An 18,014-nucleotide genomic window follows, 5' to 3' on the forward strand; every position below is an offset into this window, starting at 1 on the left:
CTATGAAAATATTGGTAATCGGCCCCTCGTGGGTGGGTGACATGATGATGTCGCAAAGCCTTTACCGGACGTTAAAGGCTTTGCATCCTAATGCAGAAATTGATGTGATGGCTCCAGCCTGGTGCCGCCCACTGCTGGACAAAATGCCGGAGGTCAATCAAGCATTAGCTATGCCATTAGGACATGGCGCACTGGCATTGGGTGAACGCCGCCGTTTGGGGATCGCCCTGCGTGAACGTAAATATCATCGCGCTTATGTGCTACCCAATTCTTTCAAATCTGCCTTGGTGCCTTTCTTCGCCAATATTCCTCTGCGTGCTGGCTGGCGTGGTGAAATGAGATATGGATTGCTCAATGATATTCGTACATTGAATAAAGAAGCCTTCCCATTAATGGTTCAACGCTATGCCGCATTGGCTTACGATGCAAAACCCAGTAGTGCGGCAGAGCTGCCTCAACCATTACTTTGGCCTCAACTGGATGTCAGTGACGAAGATATTGCTGAATCCACCGCGGCATTCAATATTTCTGATCATCGGCCTATCATCGGTTTTTGCCCCGGCGCAGAATTTGGCCCGGCGAAACGCTGGCCGCATTATCACTATGCCGCGTTAGCTCAACAGCTTATTACTAAAAAGGGGTATCAAATTCTGCTCTTTGGCTCTGTCAAAGATCACGAAGGTGGAGAGGATATCCGCAACTCACTGACTAAAGAAGCCTGTGAACACTGTATCAATCTTGCCGGACAAACCTCTCTTGAACAGGCAGTCAATATTATCGCGGCCTGTGATGCCATTGTGACCAACGATTCTGGCTTGATGCATGTTGCCGCAGCACTTAATCGCCCTCTGGTTGCGCTTTACGGCCCAAGTAGCCCAGATTTTACTCCACCATTATCCGATAAAGCGGAAGTTATCCGTCTTATTACTGGCTATCATAAAGTCAGAAAAGGTGACAGTGCACATGGCTATCACCAGAGTCTGATTGATATTCAGCCAGAGCAAGTTATCACTTCTCTAGAAAAATTATTACAAGCGGAGAACCAGAGTTAATGCGGGTTTTATTGGTCAAAACTTCTTCTATGGGCGATGTCCTCCACTCGCTCCCTGCACTGACTGATGCAGAAAGAAACTTACCTGACGTCCGTTTTGATTGGGTAGTAGAGGAAGGTTTTGCTCAAATCCCCGGCTGGCATAGTGCGGTTGATCAAATTATTCCTGTTGCTATTCGCCGCTGGCGTAAAAACTGGTTTAGCCCAGAAATTCGTGCAGAACGTCGTTTATTCAAAGAAAAATTAAAATTACATCAATATGATGCCATCATCGATGCTCAAGGGTTATTAAAAAGTGCATTTCTGGTAACCCGACTCGCTTATGGTCCTAAACATGGTTACAACCGCAAAAGTATCCGTGAGCCATTAGCGAGTTTTTTTTATGATTGCTGTCATGCGGTCAGCAAGCAACAGCACGCCGTAGAGCGCATTCGAAAACTGTTTGCTGTCAGCCTGGGTTATACCAAACCGGCGGCACAGGGCGATTATGGGATTGCCAGTCACTTTTTAAAGCAGAAATTAGAAAATCAGGGCGATTATCTGGTTTTTCTCCATGCCACCACTCGCGATGAAAAACATTGGCCGGAAAGCCATTGGAGACAACTTATTGCTGAAATTCAGCCAACGGGTATGAAAATTAAGCTCCCTTGGGGCGCAGAACATGAATACCAACGTGCGCTGAGACTGGCGGAAAACTTCTCTCATGTGGAAGTATTACCAAAGCTGACTTTGGCACAAGTCGCCCAAGAGTTGGCCGGTGCAAAAGCGGTTGTTTCCGTTGATACTGGCCTGAGCCATCTCACTGCCGCATTGGATCGCCCTAATATCACGTTGTTTGGTCCGACAGATCCAGGACTCATTGGTGGTTATGGCAAGGAACAAATATCTTTAAAAGCGGAAGATGGGAATATCAAAAGTATTACACCATCGAAAGTATTAGCTCATCTTCAAAAAAATATAGCTGATTAATTATTAAATCTGAGGCGTTTCTGGCAGACGCCTATTTCACCCAATTTGGGCAGTATTATCTGCCCAAAATTATACCCGTCATCTTTCAAGTTGCCTCTTTGTTGGCTGCACTCACCCCGGTCACATCGTTATCTATGCTCCCGGGGATTCGTTCCCTTGCCGTCGCGATGCATCTTGAAATCCATAGGGTATAAGTGAATCTCTATTTTATTAATCGTGATGACTTCTTAAATTGATAATATTCAGCCAATGTCATTCCTCGAACCTGTGGCTGTAAGTAGTTAAAGAGTGCCTCCAGATCTTGATAAAGTAATTCAATCTGTTCTTCATTTTTAAATGTCGGGCTACCACCAGGCATAAATTCAGATGAATGCAACATAAATTCAATATAATCACTGCCTTCTGCTAATGTCTGTTGGACAACTTTTTTCATTTGTTCCAAATTGCCTCCTTTTGGTCTTAACCAGTTAACAGATGGAGAACGCTGTTTCCCTCGTAAGCTATCATATTTCTGTTTAAGGAAATTCATCAGCGCAGAGTGCTTATATTGAATACTCATAGGAACTTCCAGCAAAGAAGAGTCACCTTCTTTAGCAATATTCTGCAAATCCACAAAATAGGCATAAGATGGAAAGTGACGATAATCAGTTCCACCGTTGCCATTAGGATCGCCTTTGGTGAAACGCCAATTAACCCGTGGTGTTACTGAACAATCGACTTGATAACCATATTCCACCAGCAATTCAGCATAATATTCATTAAATGCCCAACGACCTGCCCGATGGCTTAATATTTTAATCTGTAGTTTGTCTTCCAATAACTTAGTCATCAGATCAATTTTGGCTCTAACTTGTTCTTTTGGAAATTCAATCAGATAAGGTTTATAATGCATGTCATCGTCGGTAAGAGGAACAAGTGGTGGATTATTCCAGGCATGTAAATGCATACCAATTTCCCCCTGTCCTCTGGCAATAACATCTTTAGCAAATTCAATATATAAATCATCCATTGCCATTTCATAGTTCGTCAACCAAACTGGCTTAAAACCAAAACGTTCACATAAGCGCTGAAATCTTGGTAAATAATGAGTATTTTTTGTCGAGATCTGACCGTGATTTTGCCACAGGTCATCACCCTCAGTATCAATAGTGATAATAAATGCAGGTCGAGTCATCAGAATATGCCCACAATAGAATAAAATGATGGTTTTATAGTACGCAGATCTATGAAATAGTGCAATTATCTTATCATATATATAGCAGTTCTATATCTCATTAAATCCTATATTTCGTATCTAATCTTATCAATAAAAAAACGCTATGAAATGTTAGAACTTTCGGGAAATTGTTTTTTCTTCTATTAAGTTCTCTTAATTTCTGGAACTTTTTTTATCCATTAACTTATCCTAATAACCAAACTTGAAAAGTACATATAACCATTCTTACTTCTTCATTAAGGATAAATATTTTGCCAAAATAATATCTAAATCAAACTTCTTATACATATCCTTGGTAATTACAGGCGGTTCATAATAGACAAACTTCATTTTTTCTGCAAACGAATCAACTGTCAGTTCTGATTTATATTTTTCCAACTCACCAACCATAATTTCATTAACGCCACCTGGGCACATCGTGCTGACAATGGGGGTATCACAAATCAACGATTCAATTAACACATTCCCTAATCCTTCACTGTCAGAACTCAAAACAACCGCTTTAGCTCCACGGATAACAGGTAATGGATTTTCAAGGAATCCCGTTAAAATAACTTTAGACTGTAAGTTTAAATCCACAATCTTCTGCTTTATCTGTTGAGTAATAGCCTCATCTCCGTGGCCAACAATCAATAATTTACATGGAATATCTGCTTTTGCAAACGCTTCTAATAAACGATCATGCCGCTTAACCCGGTGAAATCTACCAACATGTAATAAATAGGTTTCATCCGAATATAGGTTATTTTGCAGAGATTTTTCTTTAATATCTGGGATGTTGAAAGGGTTATAAATCGTCACTATTTCATTAGGCGTAAGTAACAAATTATTCTTTAAATCTTTCCCTACAGCATCAGATACACAAATTAAATTCCGGTTATTATATGTCCACTTGATTTTTTGTTTCTTGATCCAGCGAGATAATCCCGTCTTATTACCAAGATATGAGTTTGAAAATACGCCATGAATACAAAACCATACATTTAACCCCGCTAACACTTTTGATTGCACGACAATACGATCAGTTTTATGCAAGTTTGAGACAATCAGCGTAGGGATTCCCTTGCGAAGAAAAACTTTTTCTAAAACCTTATCCATAGATTTAGCCCTACGGCAAATCTCAGTCTGTCTTCTAAAAGGCCCTCTGTATCCATCAACATCAATGATCAGTTCAATACCACTCGGTACTGAATATTCACATTTCTCTGCCAAAGAGAGCAGCGTAACATCATATCCTCTCTGTTGCAGGCCATCACAAAGCCGGATAGTGACATTTTCCGCACCGCCTCCAGGTAATCCATCAATGATAAATAATATATGTCCTTTCATGATGATGAGAGCACCTTTTCGTATAATCCAATGAGCTGTTGTGATAAATGTTCCGGTGTATAACAGAGTATTCCTGTTCTCGCTAATTCTGACATTTTATTATTCAAATGATCCGAAGGCGTATTCTGAATAGCTTCCGTAATATCTGAAACAGCCAAAGCATCACATACAAACCCGTTATTCCCAGAGGTAATAAATTCAGCACCACCACATGTCGTACTGGTTATTACCGGAAGCCCGCAAGCCATTGCCTCCAGTATCACATTTGGAAACGGATCATATAAGGTCGGTAGCAACAAACCATCTGCAAGCTGATAAAAAGGCAATGTCCTTTTCTGGACTCCCATAAACCTAATGCGCTCATTACATCCCAGTGAATTAGCTAACTGCTTATATTTCTTCTCTTCTTTATCCTGCCCCACAACTATTAAATAAGCATCAGTTGCACTCACTGCCTGAATCGCGGCTTTTAATCCCTTTCGCTCAAACCCCGAACCAACATAAATTAAACATTTAGCCTGCAAGGGAAGGTTATGCTCTTTCCTTAATTGTGTTCTCTGAGATTCCGTTGCCGGGAAAAATTGTTTATTGTCTATCGAATTATAAATAACCGATATTTTTTCCTCAGAAAGCCCAAAATCCGTCATGACCTCCCTTTTTACCATTTCCGAGTTACAAATAACCATTTTTAATTCCGGTGCAGAATACATCTTTTGCTCAGCATCCATCACATAACGATGGTAACGACTCGTAAAAAGTAATTTGCTCCGCCAAGGAGATAAAACACGCGCACGCTGCTGTAGCCAGCGCTGATGAACACCGTCACCCGCACGATAAATATCACAACCGGCAATGCGTTCATGACTTTGAACAAGATCAAATTGCTCTTGTTCCCATATTGTTTTGGCAGCTTTGGCAAATCCTCTCTCACGGCTGATGCGCCCCCATTTATGAGGATTTGCTAAATGAACATGCCAATCAGGATTAACGTCTCCCTGCCAGGAACGCGTAATAACGTTAAGCTCCAAATTTTCATTCCCTAAAGCCTCTAAGGCACGGGAGACAAAACGTTCTGCACCACCATCCGGACGATATTTCTGCCGAACAATCGCAAGACGTACTAATTTCATAATAAATTTCTCCGGGCGGCAGCAATAACCATCTCACTGGGAATGACATTCAGATAACGTATATCCGTTTTAGTATCAACATCATCAGGATCAGGTAAATCACCATAATCACCAGCCCAAATAACTTCACCTTTCGCTTCCCACGGACGCCAGAATACTAACTTTGATGGCCCAAATAAAGCGATACCCGGTGTTTTTAACGCAGCTGCCATATGCATAGCAACAGAATCCATCCCGATGAATAAATTGGCCCCATCAATCAGCGCTGCAAGTTGAGGCAAAGTTAATTGGCCGGCAAAAGAAATCACTCTCTCTTTTGGGCAATTTGATAAAATCTTCTCTACCATCTCTTCCTCCTTACGATCTGGCCCGGAGGTAACAACGATTGCCCAACCATCAGACTGCAATGCATTAATCGTTTCGCTCATCTTTTTTTCATCCCAACATTTAAAAAACCAGCGGGATGTTGGCTGCACAACAATATATTTTTGATCTACACCATGCTTATCAAGAAGCATCAAAACAGCCTCTTTATCCTGCTGGCGGTAACTCATCGTCACTGTAGTGTTGATTAACGGAAGATTTAACAGCGAAAGAGCTGACAAATTTTGCTCAACAATATGCAAAAACTGACTATGCTCTGTCAGCACAAGATTTGTGAAACATTTTTTCCAAAATAGGCTGCGTCGTTTTGCTAAATCAAACCCAATACGCACTTTTGCGCCAGTAAATCGGGTCAAAAATGCACTATACCATTGATCAGTAAGATTAATAACCAGGTCGTATTGACGATGCCTTAATCGTTTAAGCAATCTCCATTCATGACCCAAATGTGTTTTAATTCCCTGTTTCTTCCATTGTCTATCTATAGAAAATAGATTAGCCACAGCAGAAAAATCAGCCAATATTGGTTCGGTTTCTTTGTAGAGTAAAACATCAATTTCCACCGCTGGATAATTATCCTTAAGGGTATTAATAACTGGTGTAATTAATAATACATCACCATGATGTCGTAACTTTATTATTAGAATACGGTCAAATTGAGTGTGTAATTTACTCATTGCATTCCCAGTATAAAGATACAGATAAAAGAGAAAACTGCCGCAACCATGTGCAGAAGCTGCAAAAAATCCACTCTACCTTCACATATAATAGAAGCACGATCTTACGCAAAAATCCTAATTTACCTCTCCAATTCTGTTCAGATCCTAGAAGCCATACGCATTTTCATACTTTCTTTGAAGCAATGTGATACTATTGACACTAATTTATATAAGTGAATTTGATAGAATGTTACTGCGTTTATATCAGGTACTTCTCTACCTTATCCAACCTCTGATTTGGTTGCGTTTATTGCTCCGCAGCCGCCAAGCCCCTGCTTACCGTCAGCGCTGGGGTGAACGCTACGGTTTCTGTGCCGGTAAAGTTGCCGCTGGAGGCATCCTGCTCCATTCTGTTTCCGTTGGTGAAACGTTGGCCGCCATCCCTTTAGTCAGAGCCTTGCGCCATCACTATCCTTTTTTACCGATTACCGTGACAACGATGACGCCAACGGGTTCAGAAAGAGTGCTTTCTGCTCTGGGAAATGATGTTCATCACGTCTATTTGCCATACGATCTCCCCGGTTCTATGGAGCGCTTTCTCAATCAAGTTAATCCAAAGTTAGTCATTATTATGGAAACAGAACTTTGGCCTAATCTGATTTTCCAACTTCACCAACGTAACATTCCTCTGGTCATTGCTAATGCCCGTTTGTCTGCACGTTCCGCTGAGGGATATCAAAAAGTAGGGAATTTCATAAAAACAATTTTGCGCAGCATTACCTTAATTGCCGCTCAGAATCCGGAAGATGGTGAACGTTTTGTTGAGCTGGGTCTAAAACGCTCTCAACTGACTATCACTGGCAGTTTGAAATTCGATATCTCAGTAACACCTGAATTGGCAGCCAAAGCAGTGACATTACGGCGCCAATGGGCTGCTCGCCGTCCTGTCTGGATAGCCACCAGCACCCATGATGGAGAAGAGAGTATTATGCTAGATGCTCATTGCAAGTTACTGAAACAATGTCCAAGCCTGCTGCTGATCCTAGTACCACGCCACCCTGAACGTTTTATTAAAGCTGAAGAATTAACAAAGAAAGCCGGACTCAGCTATATTCTTCGCAGTTCTGATAAAATCCCTGACGCCAATATTCAGGTAGTTATCGGCAATACGATGGGAGAACTGATGCTGCTCTATGGTATTGCCGATCTGGCTTTTGTTGGTGGCAGCCTGGTTGAGCGTGGCGGCCACAACCCGCTAGAAGCGGCAGCCCATGCTATTCCGGTGCTGATGGGTCCTCATACCTTTAACTTTAAGGATATCTGCACCAAGCTGAATCAGGCTAATGGTCTGATTACCGTTACGGACAGCCACTCTTTATTCACCGAGATCAATAGTTTACTGACTGACGAAGATTATCGTCTGTATTATGGTCGCCACGCAGCAGAAGTACTGCATGAAAATCAGGGGGCTCTTCAACGTCTACTTAAACTGCTGGAACCCTATCTCCCACCTCGGAGCCACTGAATGAGTGACAAAAAACGTCTTTCCGTTGTCATGATCGCTAAGAATTCAGCGGATCTGATAGCAGATTGTCTGACCTCAGTCCGTTGGGCTGATGAAATCATCGTACTCGATTCTGGTAGTTCAGACGATACCTGCCAAATAGCACAGGCAATGGGTGCAAAAGTATTCTCCAATACTCACTGGCCGGGATTTGGTCGTCAGCGTCAGCTAGCTCAGCAATACGCTTCTGGCGATTATATTTTTATGATCGATACTGATGAACGCGTAACATCAGAACTCAGAGCATCCATAGAACAGACTCTGGCACATATTGATAACAATAAAGTCTACAGTTGTGCCCGCCGTAACTTGTTCCTTGACCGCTTTATGAAACACAGCGGCTGGTACCCAGATAGGGTCATTCGTCTCTACGCCCGTGATCGTTATCAATACAATGATAATCAAGTTCATGAATCCCTTGAAACTCATGGCGCTCCAGTCGTTATTTTGCAAGGGGATTTACTTCATCTTACTTGCCGTGATTTGATGGAATTTCAGAGAAAACAGCTAAATTATGCTAAAGCCTGGGCAGAACAGCGCTATGAACAAGGTAAACAGTGCGGTTATTTCTCAATTTTCAGTCACACTTTTGGGGCTTTTTTTAAAACCTGGCTGTTGCGAGCTGGCTTTCTTGATGGTAAACAAGGGTTAGTATTGGCTATTGTCAATGCTCAATATACGTTTAATAAGTACGTCGCATTGTGGGAAAAGAGACAACAAAAGGGTAAAAATTGATGAAAACCAAAGCCATTTATCCCGGAACATTTGATCCTGTTACCTACGGTCATATCGATATCGTCACCCGCGCCGCAGATATGTTTGACCATGTTCTATTTGCTATTGCCAACAGTGCCAGAAAGAATCCTATGTTTACTCTGGATGAGCGCATTACCCTGGCAAAAGAGGTGACCTCACATTTGGATAATGTAGAGGTGGTAGGTTTTTGTGAATTGATGGCTAATTTCGCCAAAAAACAGCAAGCCAATATCCTTATCCGTGGCCTTCGTTCAGTATCTGATTTTGAGTATGAATGGCAGCTTGCCAATATGAACCGCCACTTTATGCCAGAATTAGAGAGCGTTTTTCTGCTGCCATCACAAAATCTCTCGTTTATCTCTTCATCCTTGATTAAAGATGTCGCTCTCCACGATGGCGATATCTCATCATTCCTGCCAGAACCTGTCGCCCAAGCCATGCTAAAAAAACTGGGCAAGTAATTTACTCCGTTCACTGGAGGCGGCACAAAGTAGAATATTCCCTATGCAACGCCTCCTAACTATCCGATATCAACTAATACTGACAGTGACGGCAAAAGAAAGTACCGCGCTGCCCAAGCTTAATACTCTCTATTTTTTCACCACAAATTCGGCATGGTTCTCCTGCTCTGCCATAAACAAACAATTCCTGAGCAAAATAGCCCGGTTTACCATCAGATTGCAGGAAATCTCTGAGTGTCGTACCACCCCGCTCAATAGAGCGTTGTAGAACCGTCTTAATCGTTTCCGCCAGTAAATTAGCTTCACGCTCAGTTAAAGTATGCGCGGGACGATCTGGCTGAATATGGGCAGTAAACAACGCTTCATTTGCATAGATATTACCAACGCCAACAACCAGTTTGTTATCCATTAGCCAAGGTTTAATCAAGGTTTTTTTATTACTTGATCGGGTGTAGAGATAAGAACCATTAAAATCATCAGAAAGTGGCTCAGGCCCTAAATGAGCCAATACCGAGCACCGCTCAAGATCATCACTCCATAACCACGCACCAAATCGTCTGGGATCGGTATAACGCAAAACCTTACCATCTGCCATCACTAAATCCACATGATCGTGTTTCTCCGCAGGGCGTTCCTCTGGCAAGATACGCAAGCTGCCCGACATCCCCAAATGGACAATAATCCAACCACTTGCCAGTTCAATCAGCAAATATTTGGCCCGGCGTTGAATGCTAAGCACAAGCTGGTCACTCAACTTCATAATTTCTTCCGCCACCGGCCAACGTAACCGACCATTCCTGACTACCGCATACTGGATCACATTCCCTACCAGATGTGGCTCTATTCCCCTCCGGCTGGTTTCTACTTCTGGTAGTTCTGGCATGGTGATAACTCCTAACTATGTATATTGCTTAAACTCTATTGCATCTGAGCAGATTAAGATAATCTTTTCATGTATTATTTCCAACTAAACTCAACAGAAATGAAAGCAGATTGATGAATATGTTTAATATTAAAAGTCATGATAAAAGGTCATTATGGAATTTATCCATCATTGGGATTTATATAGCCCTTGTTTATCTACCTGATATAACGAGATATAAAAATCTGGTTATCGTGCTTATTGGCATTACAGCACTAACCTACCTAGTGACAGATTTTCGTCAAGTGATGCGCTCCATGCGTAATTCACTGTTTCTATCCATTCTATTATTCATCGTAGCAATGTTCTATTCAGTAGCAATTTCCGTCAATCCTGCATTGAGTTTTCAAGAGATGAATAAACCTATCTTAAATGGGCTATTATTGTTCAGTTTTACTTTTCCTGTGGTACTGTACAAAGAAAATAAAGAAAGTATTGCCAAGATGATTCTGTACTCATTTGCCATTGGTATGCTAGCAATATGCCTAACTGATATTGGCAAATACATTATTAACTACAATAAAGGTGAAATGCCTTTTACTAACTTCAACCACCGAGAATTTTCTTACGGTTTTATTTTCTATTTTCCGGTCTTACTTTGTACTTGGGCATTGTGGAAGAAACATACCTTAGTGAGTTGGCTGATACTGGCTGTTGCTTCCGCTATCAGTCTGTTTTTGTTATTAGGTACCTTAGCTCGTGGCGCTTGGGTCGCCATTGCCGTCATCACTGCTTTTATCATCATCATTAATCGGGAATGGAAGCTGACCATAATAGCGAGTTTAATCCTTAGTTTTTCAGTTGTGCTTTCTCACACTACGATAATAACTAATGAAAATACTCAATTATTATTTTGGAAACTTACTCAAACTGATAGCAGCCATCGTTATAAAAATGGCACACAAGGGACTGCTTTTGAGTTGATTCTAGAGAACCCGATTAAAGGCTACGGTTATGGCAATAAAGTCTATCATAAGGTCTACAATGAACGAGTTGCTGACTATCCAGACTGGATATATCGCACATCCATCGGCCCCCACAATATCTTTCTGGCACTCTGGTTTGCCGGTGGAATCATTGGTTTGATTACCACTTTACTGATGACCTTCTCAGCGCTGTACACAAGTAGCCATATTATTAGCCGTAACAATGGTGTAATAAAGCAGGCCAGTATTATTCTACTGACGGGATTTATCGGATTGTTTATTGTCCGAGGAGCCTTTGAAAATACCTATATCAATGAAATAGGTATTCTATTCGGCCTGATGATTGCTCTATATCAGCAGAAAAACGATTAACCAGATATCTCAGCTATATTATCAAACCGATTATTATGCAGAAATATCCTTTGATATTGTCTGCATAATAAGCTTTGCTCTCTGCTCCCAATTAAAACGCTCTATCACCAACATTTTTGCATAACTAACTTGTGACTTAACTTTTTCTGGATTATCCCTCAGTAACTGAATCTGTTGAGCAAAACTTTCTGCATTCTCACTGTCAGCAAAACTGACCGCATTTTCATCAGCCACATCACGAATAGAAAGAAAATCAGAGATAACCACAGGCTTATCCATCGCCATATATTCAAATAATTTTAGTGGCGAAGTATAGCGACTGCCAATGCTGGTTTTAGTTAATGGCAACAGACAAATATCATTATCTGCAATTATCTGAAAACGTAATTTAGGTTGAATAAACCCAAGAAAATTGATTTTATCGCCAACCCCCATTTGCTGAGCAATCTGCCGCAATTGCTGAATTTGCCCTGGTTCACCACCAGCAATATTCAATACTGCATTCTCAAGGTAAGCCATCGCTTTGATCGCCGTTGGAACACCTTTCCAACGATGCAAGCTGCCCAAATAAAGGATCTGAGTTGGTAATTCACCGTCGCCTGATACACGTTTATCTAATGACATCGACTCGACTGCCAACATGTCCACACCATCTGGCGCAATAACTATTAGCGTGCTGACATTATATTCACTAATAATATCATCACTGAGTAACGACGTCAGAACGAAAATAATCCTGGACTGACGATAAACAAAGTGTTCAATTTCTCTCAGCTTCTGATATTTACGCTGATTTTTATTTTCACTTAAATCATGCGATTCTTTAAATGATTGGGCAAAAATCTCATGACTTTCAAAAAATAGCGGAATTTCTGGATGTTCACACAATAAATACTTTGCCATTTTCAGATTACGGGTAAAAACGGCATCTACCCCATTTCTCTTCAACCAATGGGAAACCTGGAAATAGAACATTTTTTGGGTATTGAATGGAAAATACCATTTACGCCGGATATTGCGTAAAGATATCAGTCTAACTGATGGTGATAATGGGCGCCCCAAGATCTCTTCTGCGGTATTTTTACCTTCAGGCGTAACCAGATATACGCAGGCTCCTTGGCGAGCAAACGCATCAACATTCTGCAAAATTTGCAATGATGCTACCCGATAATCAGGAACCGGGTAGGGATCAATATAAGCAATCTTCATTATTTATCGCTTTCAGTAAACGATTTGCCGAATGCTCCCAGGTATACATTGTTTCAATCCGTTGACGAGCTGCTTTTCCCATTTTTTGCCCCCTGTCTGGTTGAGACAATAAAAAATTAACCGCATCGGCAATTGCTGAAGCATCGCCTGGCGTGACTAAAATACCCGAATTATTTTCGTTACCGACAACTTCAGGTATGCCTCCAATATAACTAGCAATCACCGGTCTGCCACACGCCATCGCTTCCGCAATTGTGATACCAAACGCTTCATCACCAATACTGGGGAAAATCCCGGCATCACCAGCAGCATAATATTCAGGCAACTGATCATGTCCTACCGGTGGATGGAAAATTATCTGTTTTTCCAGCCGTAATAGCGCAACCCGCTTTTCTAAGCGTTTCAGATCTTCACCTGACCCGATGATCAGCAATTTAACATCTTTATCCTGTAGCTGAGCCATTGCATCAATAGCAACATGCATGCCTTTCCAGCCAACCAACCTGCCGGCAAAGGTCAGCAAAAATGTTTTATCACTGATCCCAAGACGAGTTCTGACAGAAGAGTCTATCGGCCTGAATTTATTAATATCAACACCATTGTAAACCACCTTCGGGAATTGTTTAAAATGGTGCTGAATCTGCCAGGCATTAAAATGGCTGCATGCCACCCAAGCTGAAATTCGCTTACTCAGCTTTCTGTCACCCTTGAAAAAACTGGTGCCGCCGCTCATATAGCAAAATTTAGTACGGCTCTCTTTTGGCATCATTCGAGGCCAGAAAAAATCAAATGGCTTAGTCAGAATAACCCAGTCAAAATCCTCAGTAACAACTGTATCGCGAGCATGGCGAGCAAATGAGTAACGTTCAATAATACGTTGAAAACGTCGACCAATGTTAATGACTTTCTCCCTGGGAATAAATGGAAAAGTGTGAACCTGGATTGCTCTCCCATTGAGTTCTGGTTGAACATCACCCTTTCCACCAAAAATATGGATCTCATGACCGGCATCAGCCAACGCTTTCGCAAGTTCCCAGACTGCCGTCTGAATACCACCGTAAGACATAGTTACCGTGACATCAACCAAACCTATTTTCATCTTTTCTTCCTGACAACTTAGTTTCTAGTAACTTTTGCGTTGCCTGCCAGACTTGTTCAACAGATATTGCAGACATCGAGTCTTTGCGTGTGGCTTGCATATAGTGAACCGGATGTTCAATAACCACCAAATGCGAATGCTGTTGAGGTGCCAAAAAGCGGCCTGGGTGGAAACTATGATACATAGCAACCATCGCGCCGGCTAAGTGTGTCGGCCCTGTATCAACACCAATGTACAAATCAAGTTGACTCATTATTGCTGCATTCTGTCGCATTGTCAGTCTACCAACCAATGAAGTACACTTTTCAGCCCCTAACCTTTTTGCCAGTGACTGTGCAGCAATTTTACCGTCAACACTGCCTAATAACATAATATGTGACTGGGGATAACGGCTACAAATGTGTTGCGCTAATTGGTAAAAATGTTCAATCGGCCAATCACGATAAGCTTTTGCCGGGAAACTTTGTAACTGAAAACCAATCAGGAGCTTGTTCTCTAAATGATATTGCCGTATAAAACCACCAGCAAAGTGTAACTCCTTTTCACTCACACAATAATTCAACCGCCAGTCATTGACCTCAACATCTACCGCGCTAGCAAGCATGGCCCGTTCCTGTTGAGCTGGCATCAACACCTTTGGCTTTTCCACAGCCAGCCAATCAGATCGCAACGCGGACTTATCTGAAAATGAAACCGTTAAGCGTGATTTACGTTTCGCATACTGCAATAAAGGTTTATCGTCACTATATACTAAAGCCAGATCATAATGTTTACGGGTAAACCAACCACACCATTTTGCCTTACCTTTCGAAAAAGCAGTCAATTTATTGATATCACTTGTATTTTCAAGGATCTGTTTAGTCCTTTTATGAGCCATAACATCAATATTCGCATTAGGCCATTTCTGCTTTAAAGCACGGATCACCGGCGTTACCAGTAAGGTATCACCGAAACGTGCTATAACAATGACCAGAATATTCTTGGTCTGCATAAGACAATTATCTAATTAATCTGCCATAAGATTCAACAAAATATACAAAAAAACCATTTTGTATACGATTGACCACAACAAGGTGATTTAACTAATAATCAACTTTAAAGTAATTTAATATCAATAAGTTGAACATTACCTAAAACCATAAGCCAAAGAATAAGGACCAGAATAAATCCTAAATAATGTTAACGTTTTTTACCTTTAATGCTGTGAAAAAAGATATTTTCCATTTTATCCAACATATTATCCATGCCAAATAAAGCCATTGCACGCTCTAATGAAGAATGACTGAATTGCAAACGCAATTCATTATTATGAATCAACAACTCTAAACTTTTCGTCAATAACTCTGTATTTCTGGGTTCCACGATATAACCCGTTTCACCATCAACTACCGCTTCGGTAATTGCACCAACGGAGGTTGATACAACAGGTATCCCACACGCCATTGCTTGCATAATGCCTTGTGGCACGCCTTCATTACCAAAAGAAGGTAATGCAAATAAATCCATCGCATTCAAACAATCAGGAACATCCTGACGGTTACCTAAAAAAATGACACTGTTTGACAAACCTTCTCGCTTTACTAAAGGTTCCAATGATTTACGTTGTGGACCATCACCAACAAACAACAGTTGCCAATCAGGATATTTCTGGTGCAGAACTTTCCAGCTTTCCAACAGATAGCGATGCCCTTTCCAGGTTCTCATGGTCGCAACAACACCTAATGTCGGTCTATCTTGAATCCCAATCCGTTGACGGCAAACTTTCTTATCTTCCGGTCGGAAACGATCTAAATCGATGCCGGTAGGCACTGATGTCATATGCTGTAATGGATAACGATTATTGGCATGCAGATGTTGGCGTAGTTTCTCACCTGTAGTCGCAATATGCCGGCACGCTTTCAGATACAACCAACGAGTTGATATTGAATTAGAAACATGAGTAGAAACATGCCTGGTTCTAACCATTGGCGGCATATGCCTTAACGTTGCACAAGCCACAGCAACCAACCATGCATCCGTCGAGCTATGTGTATTAATAACGTCAAATTGACGGCCTTCTTTTTTCAACCAACGACGCATAGCAAGAAAGCAGGACAGCCGCTTTTTTTCAATCGGCAGGGCTACGGCCGGCACACCATAAGATTTTGCTTCACGGTAGATATTAGAACTAGGACAACAGACAATAACCACCTTGTGTCCACGTTTTATCATTCCTTGGGATTCCGTCAGGATTCGGATCTCCTGACCACCCCAACCACAAGATGATTCTGTATGTAAAATATTTAATTTTTCTTTAGTCATTTCGGTTTCATATCCAGCCTACCGGAAGGCGTTAGTATAGCGAAACAGTATCTTACGTCTACGAATAACAGGATATATACCCGTCATCTTTCAAGTTGCCTCTTTGTTGGCTGCACTCGCTCACCCCGGTCACATAGTTTGCTATGCTCCCGGGGATTCACTCCCTTGCCGTCGCGATGCATCTTGAAATCAATAGGGTATATATGAAATGTAGAGAAGAATCAGTGAATATCTGTTAAAACTCTTCAGACAACAAAAAACCCAGCCTAGGCCGGGTTTTTATCAAATCAACCAAAATTATTTAATCTTGGCTTCTTTATACATAACATGCTGACGAACAACTGGATCAAATTTTTTCATTTCCAGTTTCTCAGGCATAGTACGCTTGTTCTTCGTAGTGGTATAGAAGTGACCAGTACCAGCCGAAGAAACTAGCTTAATTTTATCGCGAATACCTTTAGCCATTTTTCAGCTCCTTAGTACTTCTCACCGCGGGTACGAAGCTCAGCCAAAACTGCATCGATACCCTTCTTATCAATCACACGCATACCTTTAACAGATACACGCAGAGTCACAAAACGCTTCTCGGACTCAACCCAGAAACGGTGGGAATGCAGGTTAGGCAGAAAACGACGCTTAGTCGCATTCAATGCATGAGAGCGGTTGTTACCACTCATCGGGCGTTTGCCAGTAACTTGGCAGACTCGGGACATGTCTATTCTCCAAAAATCAAATCAGCTCGAGCTTTGTATTGGGTATGGCCGCCTCGTCAGGCTTAGGAGCCCATCTCAGCAAATTCCACTGAAAAGACTCACATTTACTCAGAAAATGTGCTGAGATAGGCTCTTCTCGCCAAACCAAAGATCCTCAAAGGTGGCGTAGTATACGCCCTCAATCGCTGACGCTCAAGTCCCGCACAACCAAAGATCCATAAGGATCTTGAAAAAGTTAGCTAAATCCATCCTCGCTCAGCAAATGAAACACAACATTGCCGGCCAATAACCAGATGATCCAGCACTTTTACACCAACCAAATTACAGGCATCAATCACTTTATCTGTAACAATCTTATCTGCCAAACTTGGCTCCGCATGACCTGATGGATGATTATGGGCCAAAATAATGGATGAAGCATTCACCTTTATCGCCGATCGGACAATTTCACGAGGATGAACTTCAACTTTATTGATTGTGCCTTTAAACATTTCCTCATGACAGATGACTCTATTTTGATTATTGAGAAACAACACAACAAATATTTCCCTATCACGCCCTGATAATAGGTTTTGCAAATACTCTTGAGTCACACTTGGACTACTCATAATATCTTCATGTACGAACTGGCTGGAAAAAAAACGCTTTGCCAATTCTGCAATAGCCTGTAATTGTGCATATTTGGCTAATCCCATCCCTTTATGAGCACAAAAAGTGTCATAGTCAGCAGAGAGTAAATGGTACAGAGACCCAAATTCTTTTAGTAGAAATTCAGCCATTCGTAAAACAGGCAATCCTCTGGTTCCGGTACGTAAAAAAATAGCCAGTAACTCAGCATCTGTCAGAGAAACCGAGCCATAAGCCAACAATTTTTCTCTGGGAGCTAAATTTGAATATATTTCTCCTGTATTTTCAGCGATATCAACTTCCATATATTCATCTCCCTGCCCTAT

General features: G+C 41.5%; 18 protein-coding genes. 6 read left to right on the plus strand and 12 right to left on the minus strand.

Features of this window, described 5'->3' with window-relative positions; translation table 11 throughout:
- Positions 1–2 precede the first annotated feature (2 nt).
- Complete coding sequence (gene rfaF / locus AACQ83_RS11585; protein WP_112877814.1) at positions 3–1,052, plus strand: ADP-heptose--LPS heptosyltransferase RfaF; 1,050 nt, start codon at positions 3–5, stop codon at positions 1,050–1,052.
- Entirely contained in the window at positions 1,052–2,020 is a 969-nt protein-coding gene (gene rfaC, locus AACQ83_RS11590; RefSeq protein ID WP_112877815.1) for a lipopolysaccharide heptosyltransferase RfaC, read from the plus strand. Before rfaF ends, rfaC begins: the two co-directional genes overlap by 1 nt.
- Before the next feature lie 202 nt (positions 2,021–2,222).
- On the opposite strand, the gene AACQ83_RS11595 is transcribed toward rfaC, so the two are convergent.
- The 4 genes from AACQ83_RS11595 to rfaQ all read right to left on the minus strand — a co-directional run bounded on the left by AACQ83_RS11595 (position 2,223) and on the right by rfaQ (position 6,756).
- Complete coding sequence (locus AACQ83_RS11595; RefSeq protein ID WP_112877816.1) at positions 2,223–3,194, minus strand: polysaccharide deacetylase family protein; 972 nt, start codon at positions 3,192–3,194, stop codon at positions 2,223–2,225.
- A gap of 267 nt (positions 3,195–3,461) precedes the next feature.
- Positions 3,462–4,565, minus strand: a complete 1,104-nt coding sequence (locus AACQ83_RS11600; RefSeq protein ID WP_112877817.1) for a glycosyltransferase — start codon at positions 4,563–4,565, stop codon at positions 3,462–3,464.
- Positions 4,562–5,695 carry a glycosyltransferase family 4 protein gene (locus AACQ83_RS11605; RefSeq protein WP_112877818.1) on the minus strand — a complete coding sequence of 378 codons (1,134 nt, stop codon included), beginning with the start codon at positions 5,693–5,695 and terminating at the stop codon, positions 4,562–4,564. Before AACQ83_RS11605 ends, AACQ83_RS11600 begins: the two co-directional genes overlap by 4 nt.
- Entirely contained in the window at positions 5,692–6,756 is a 1,065-nt protein-coding gene (rfaQ, locus tag AACQ83_RS11610; RefSeq protein WP_112877819.1) for a putative lipopolysaccharide heptosyltransferase III, read from the minus strand. The genes AACQ83_RS11605 and rfaQ overlap by 4 nt, the downstream gene beginning before the upstream one ends.
- 229 nt (positions 6,757–6,985) lie before the next feature.
- Between rfaQ and waaA the strand changes: the two genes are divergently transcribed.
- The 3 genes from waaA to coaD are packed head-to-tail and all read left to right on the plus strand — an operon-like array spanning position 6,986 to position 9,519.
- On the plus strand, positions 6,986–8,263 hold the full coding sequence (gene waaA, locus AACQ83_RS11615; RefSeq protein WP_112877820.1) for a lipid IV(A) 3-deoxy-D-manno-octulosonic acid transferase: 1,278 nt from the start codon (positions 6,986–6,988) through the stop codon (positions 8,261–8,263).
- Positions 8,264–9,037: a glycosyltransferase family 2 protein gene (locus AACQ83_RS11620; RefSeq protein WP_112877821.1), complete on the plus strand. Its 774-nt coding sequence runs from the start codon at positions 8,264–8,266 to the stop codon at positions 9,035–9,037.
- On the plus strand, positions 9,037–9,519 hold the full coding sequence (gene coaD / locus AACQ83_RS11625; RefSeq protein WP_112877822.1) for a pantetheine-phosphate adenylyltransferase: 483 nt from the start codon (positions 9,037–9,039) through the stop codon (positions 9,517–9,519). The genes AACQ83_RS11620 and coaD overlap by 1 nt, the downstream gene beginning before the upstream one ends.
- A gap of 73 nt (positions 9,520–9,592) precedes the next feature.
- Here the strand turns inward: coaD and mutM are convergent, their stop codons facing one another.
- Positions 9,593–10,402 carry a bifunctional DNA-formamidopyrimidine glycosylase/DNA-(apurinic or apyrimidinic site) lyase gene (gene mutM, locus AACQ83_RS11630; protein ID WP_112877823.1) on the minus strand — a complete coding sequence of 270 codons (810 nt, stop codon included), beginning with the start codon at positions 10,400–10,402 and terminating at the stop codon, positions 9,593–9,595.
- 119 nt (positions 10,403–10,521) lie between these two features.
- On the opposite strand from mutM, the gene rfaL reads away from it, so the two are divergent.
- Complete coding sequence (gene rfaL, locus AACQ83_RS11635; RefSeq protein WP_240000782.1) at positions 10,522–11,739, plus strand: O-antigen ligase RfaL; 1,218 nt, start codon at positions 10,522–10,524, stop codon at positions 11,737–11,739.
- A 33-nt stretch (positions 11,740–11,772) separates the two neighbouring features.
- Here the strand turns inward: rfaL and AACQ83_RS11640 are convergent, their stop codons facing one another.
- The 7 genes from AACQ83_RS11640 to radC form a co-directional block, all read right to left on the minus strand.
- Positions 11,773–12,948 carry a glycosyltransferase family 4 protein gene (locus AACQ83_RS11640; RefSeq protein WP_112877825.1) on the minus strand — a complete coding sequence of 392 codons (1,176 nt, stop codon included), beginning with the start codon at positions 12,946–12,948 and terminating at the stop codon, positions 11,773–11,775.
- The gene (locus tag AACQ83_RS11645) at positions 12,929–14,047 is read right to left on the minus strand and encodes a glycosyltransferase family 4 protein (protein WP_112877826.1); all 1,119 of its coding nucleotides are present in this window, start codon (positions 14,045–14,047) and stop codon (positions 12,929–12,931) included. The genes AACQ83_RS11640 and AACQ83_RS11645 overlap by 20 nt, the downstream gene beginning before the upstream one ends.
- A complete protein-coding gene (locus AACQ83_RS11650) occupies positions 14,028–15,038 on the minus strand; it encodes a glycosyltransferase family 9 protein (RefSeq protein ID WP_112877827.1) in 1,011 nt (336 codons plus the stop codon). Before AACQ83_RS11650 ends, AACQ83_RS11645 begins: the two co-directional genes overlap by 20 nt.
- A gap of 188 nt (positions 15,039–15,226) precedes the next feature.
- Positions 15,227–16,348 carry a glycosyltransferase family 4 protein gene (locus AACQ83_RS11655; RefSeq protein ID WP_112877828.1) on the minus strand — a complete coding sequence of 374 codons (1,122 nt, stop codon included), beginning with the start codon at positions 16,346–16,348 and terminating at the stop codon, positions 15,227–15,229.
- Between the two features lie 297 nt (positions 16,349–16,645).
- Complete coding sequence (rpmG, locus tag AACQ83_RS11660) at positions 16,646–16,813, minus strand: 50S ribosomal protein L33 (RefSeq protein WP_010847629.1); 168 nt, start codon at positions 16,811–16,813, stop codon at positions 16,646–16,648.
- 11 nt (positions 16,814–16,824) lie between these two features.
- A complete protein-coding gene (gene rpmB, locus AACQ83_RS11665; protein WP_011148921.1) occupies positions 16,825–17,061 on the minus strand; it encodes a 50S ribosomal protein L28 in 237 nt (78 codons plus the stop codon).
- A gap of 239 nt (positions 17,062–17,300) precedes the next feature.
- Positions 17,301–17,993: a RadC family protein gene (gene radC / locus AACQ83_RS11670; RefSeq protein WP_112877829.1), complete on the minus strand. Its 693-nt coding sequence runs from the start codon at positions 17,991–17,993 to the stop codon at positions 17,301–17,303.
- Positions 17,994–18,014 lie beyond the last annotated feature (21 nt).

The organism is Photorhabdus sp. S10-54 (assembly GCF_963878145.1).
In the GTDB taxonomy this organism is placed as follows: domain Bacteria; phylum Pseudomonadota; class Gammaproteobacteria; order Enterobacterales; family Enterobacteriaceae; genus Photorhabdus; species Photorhabdus kayaii.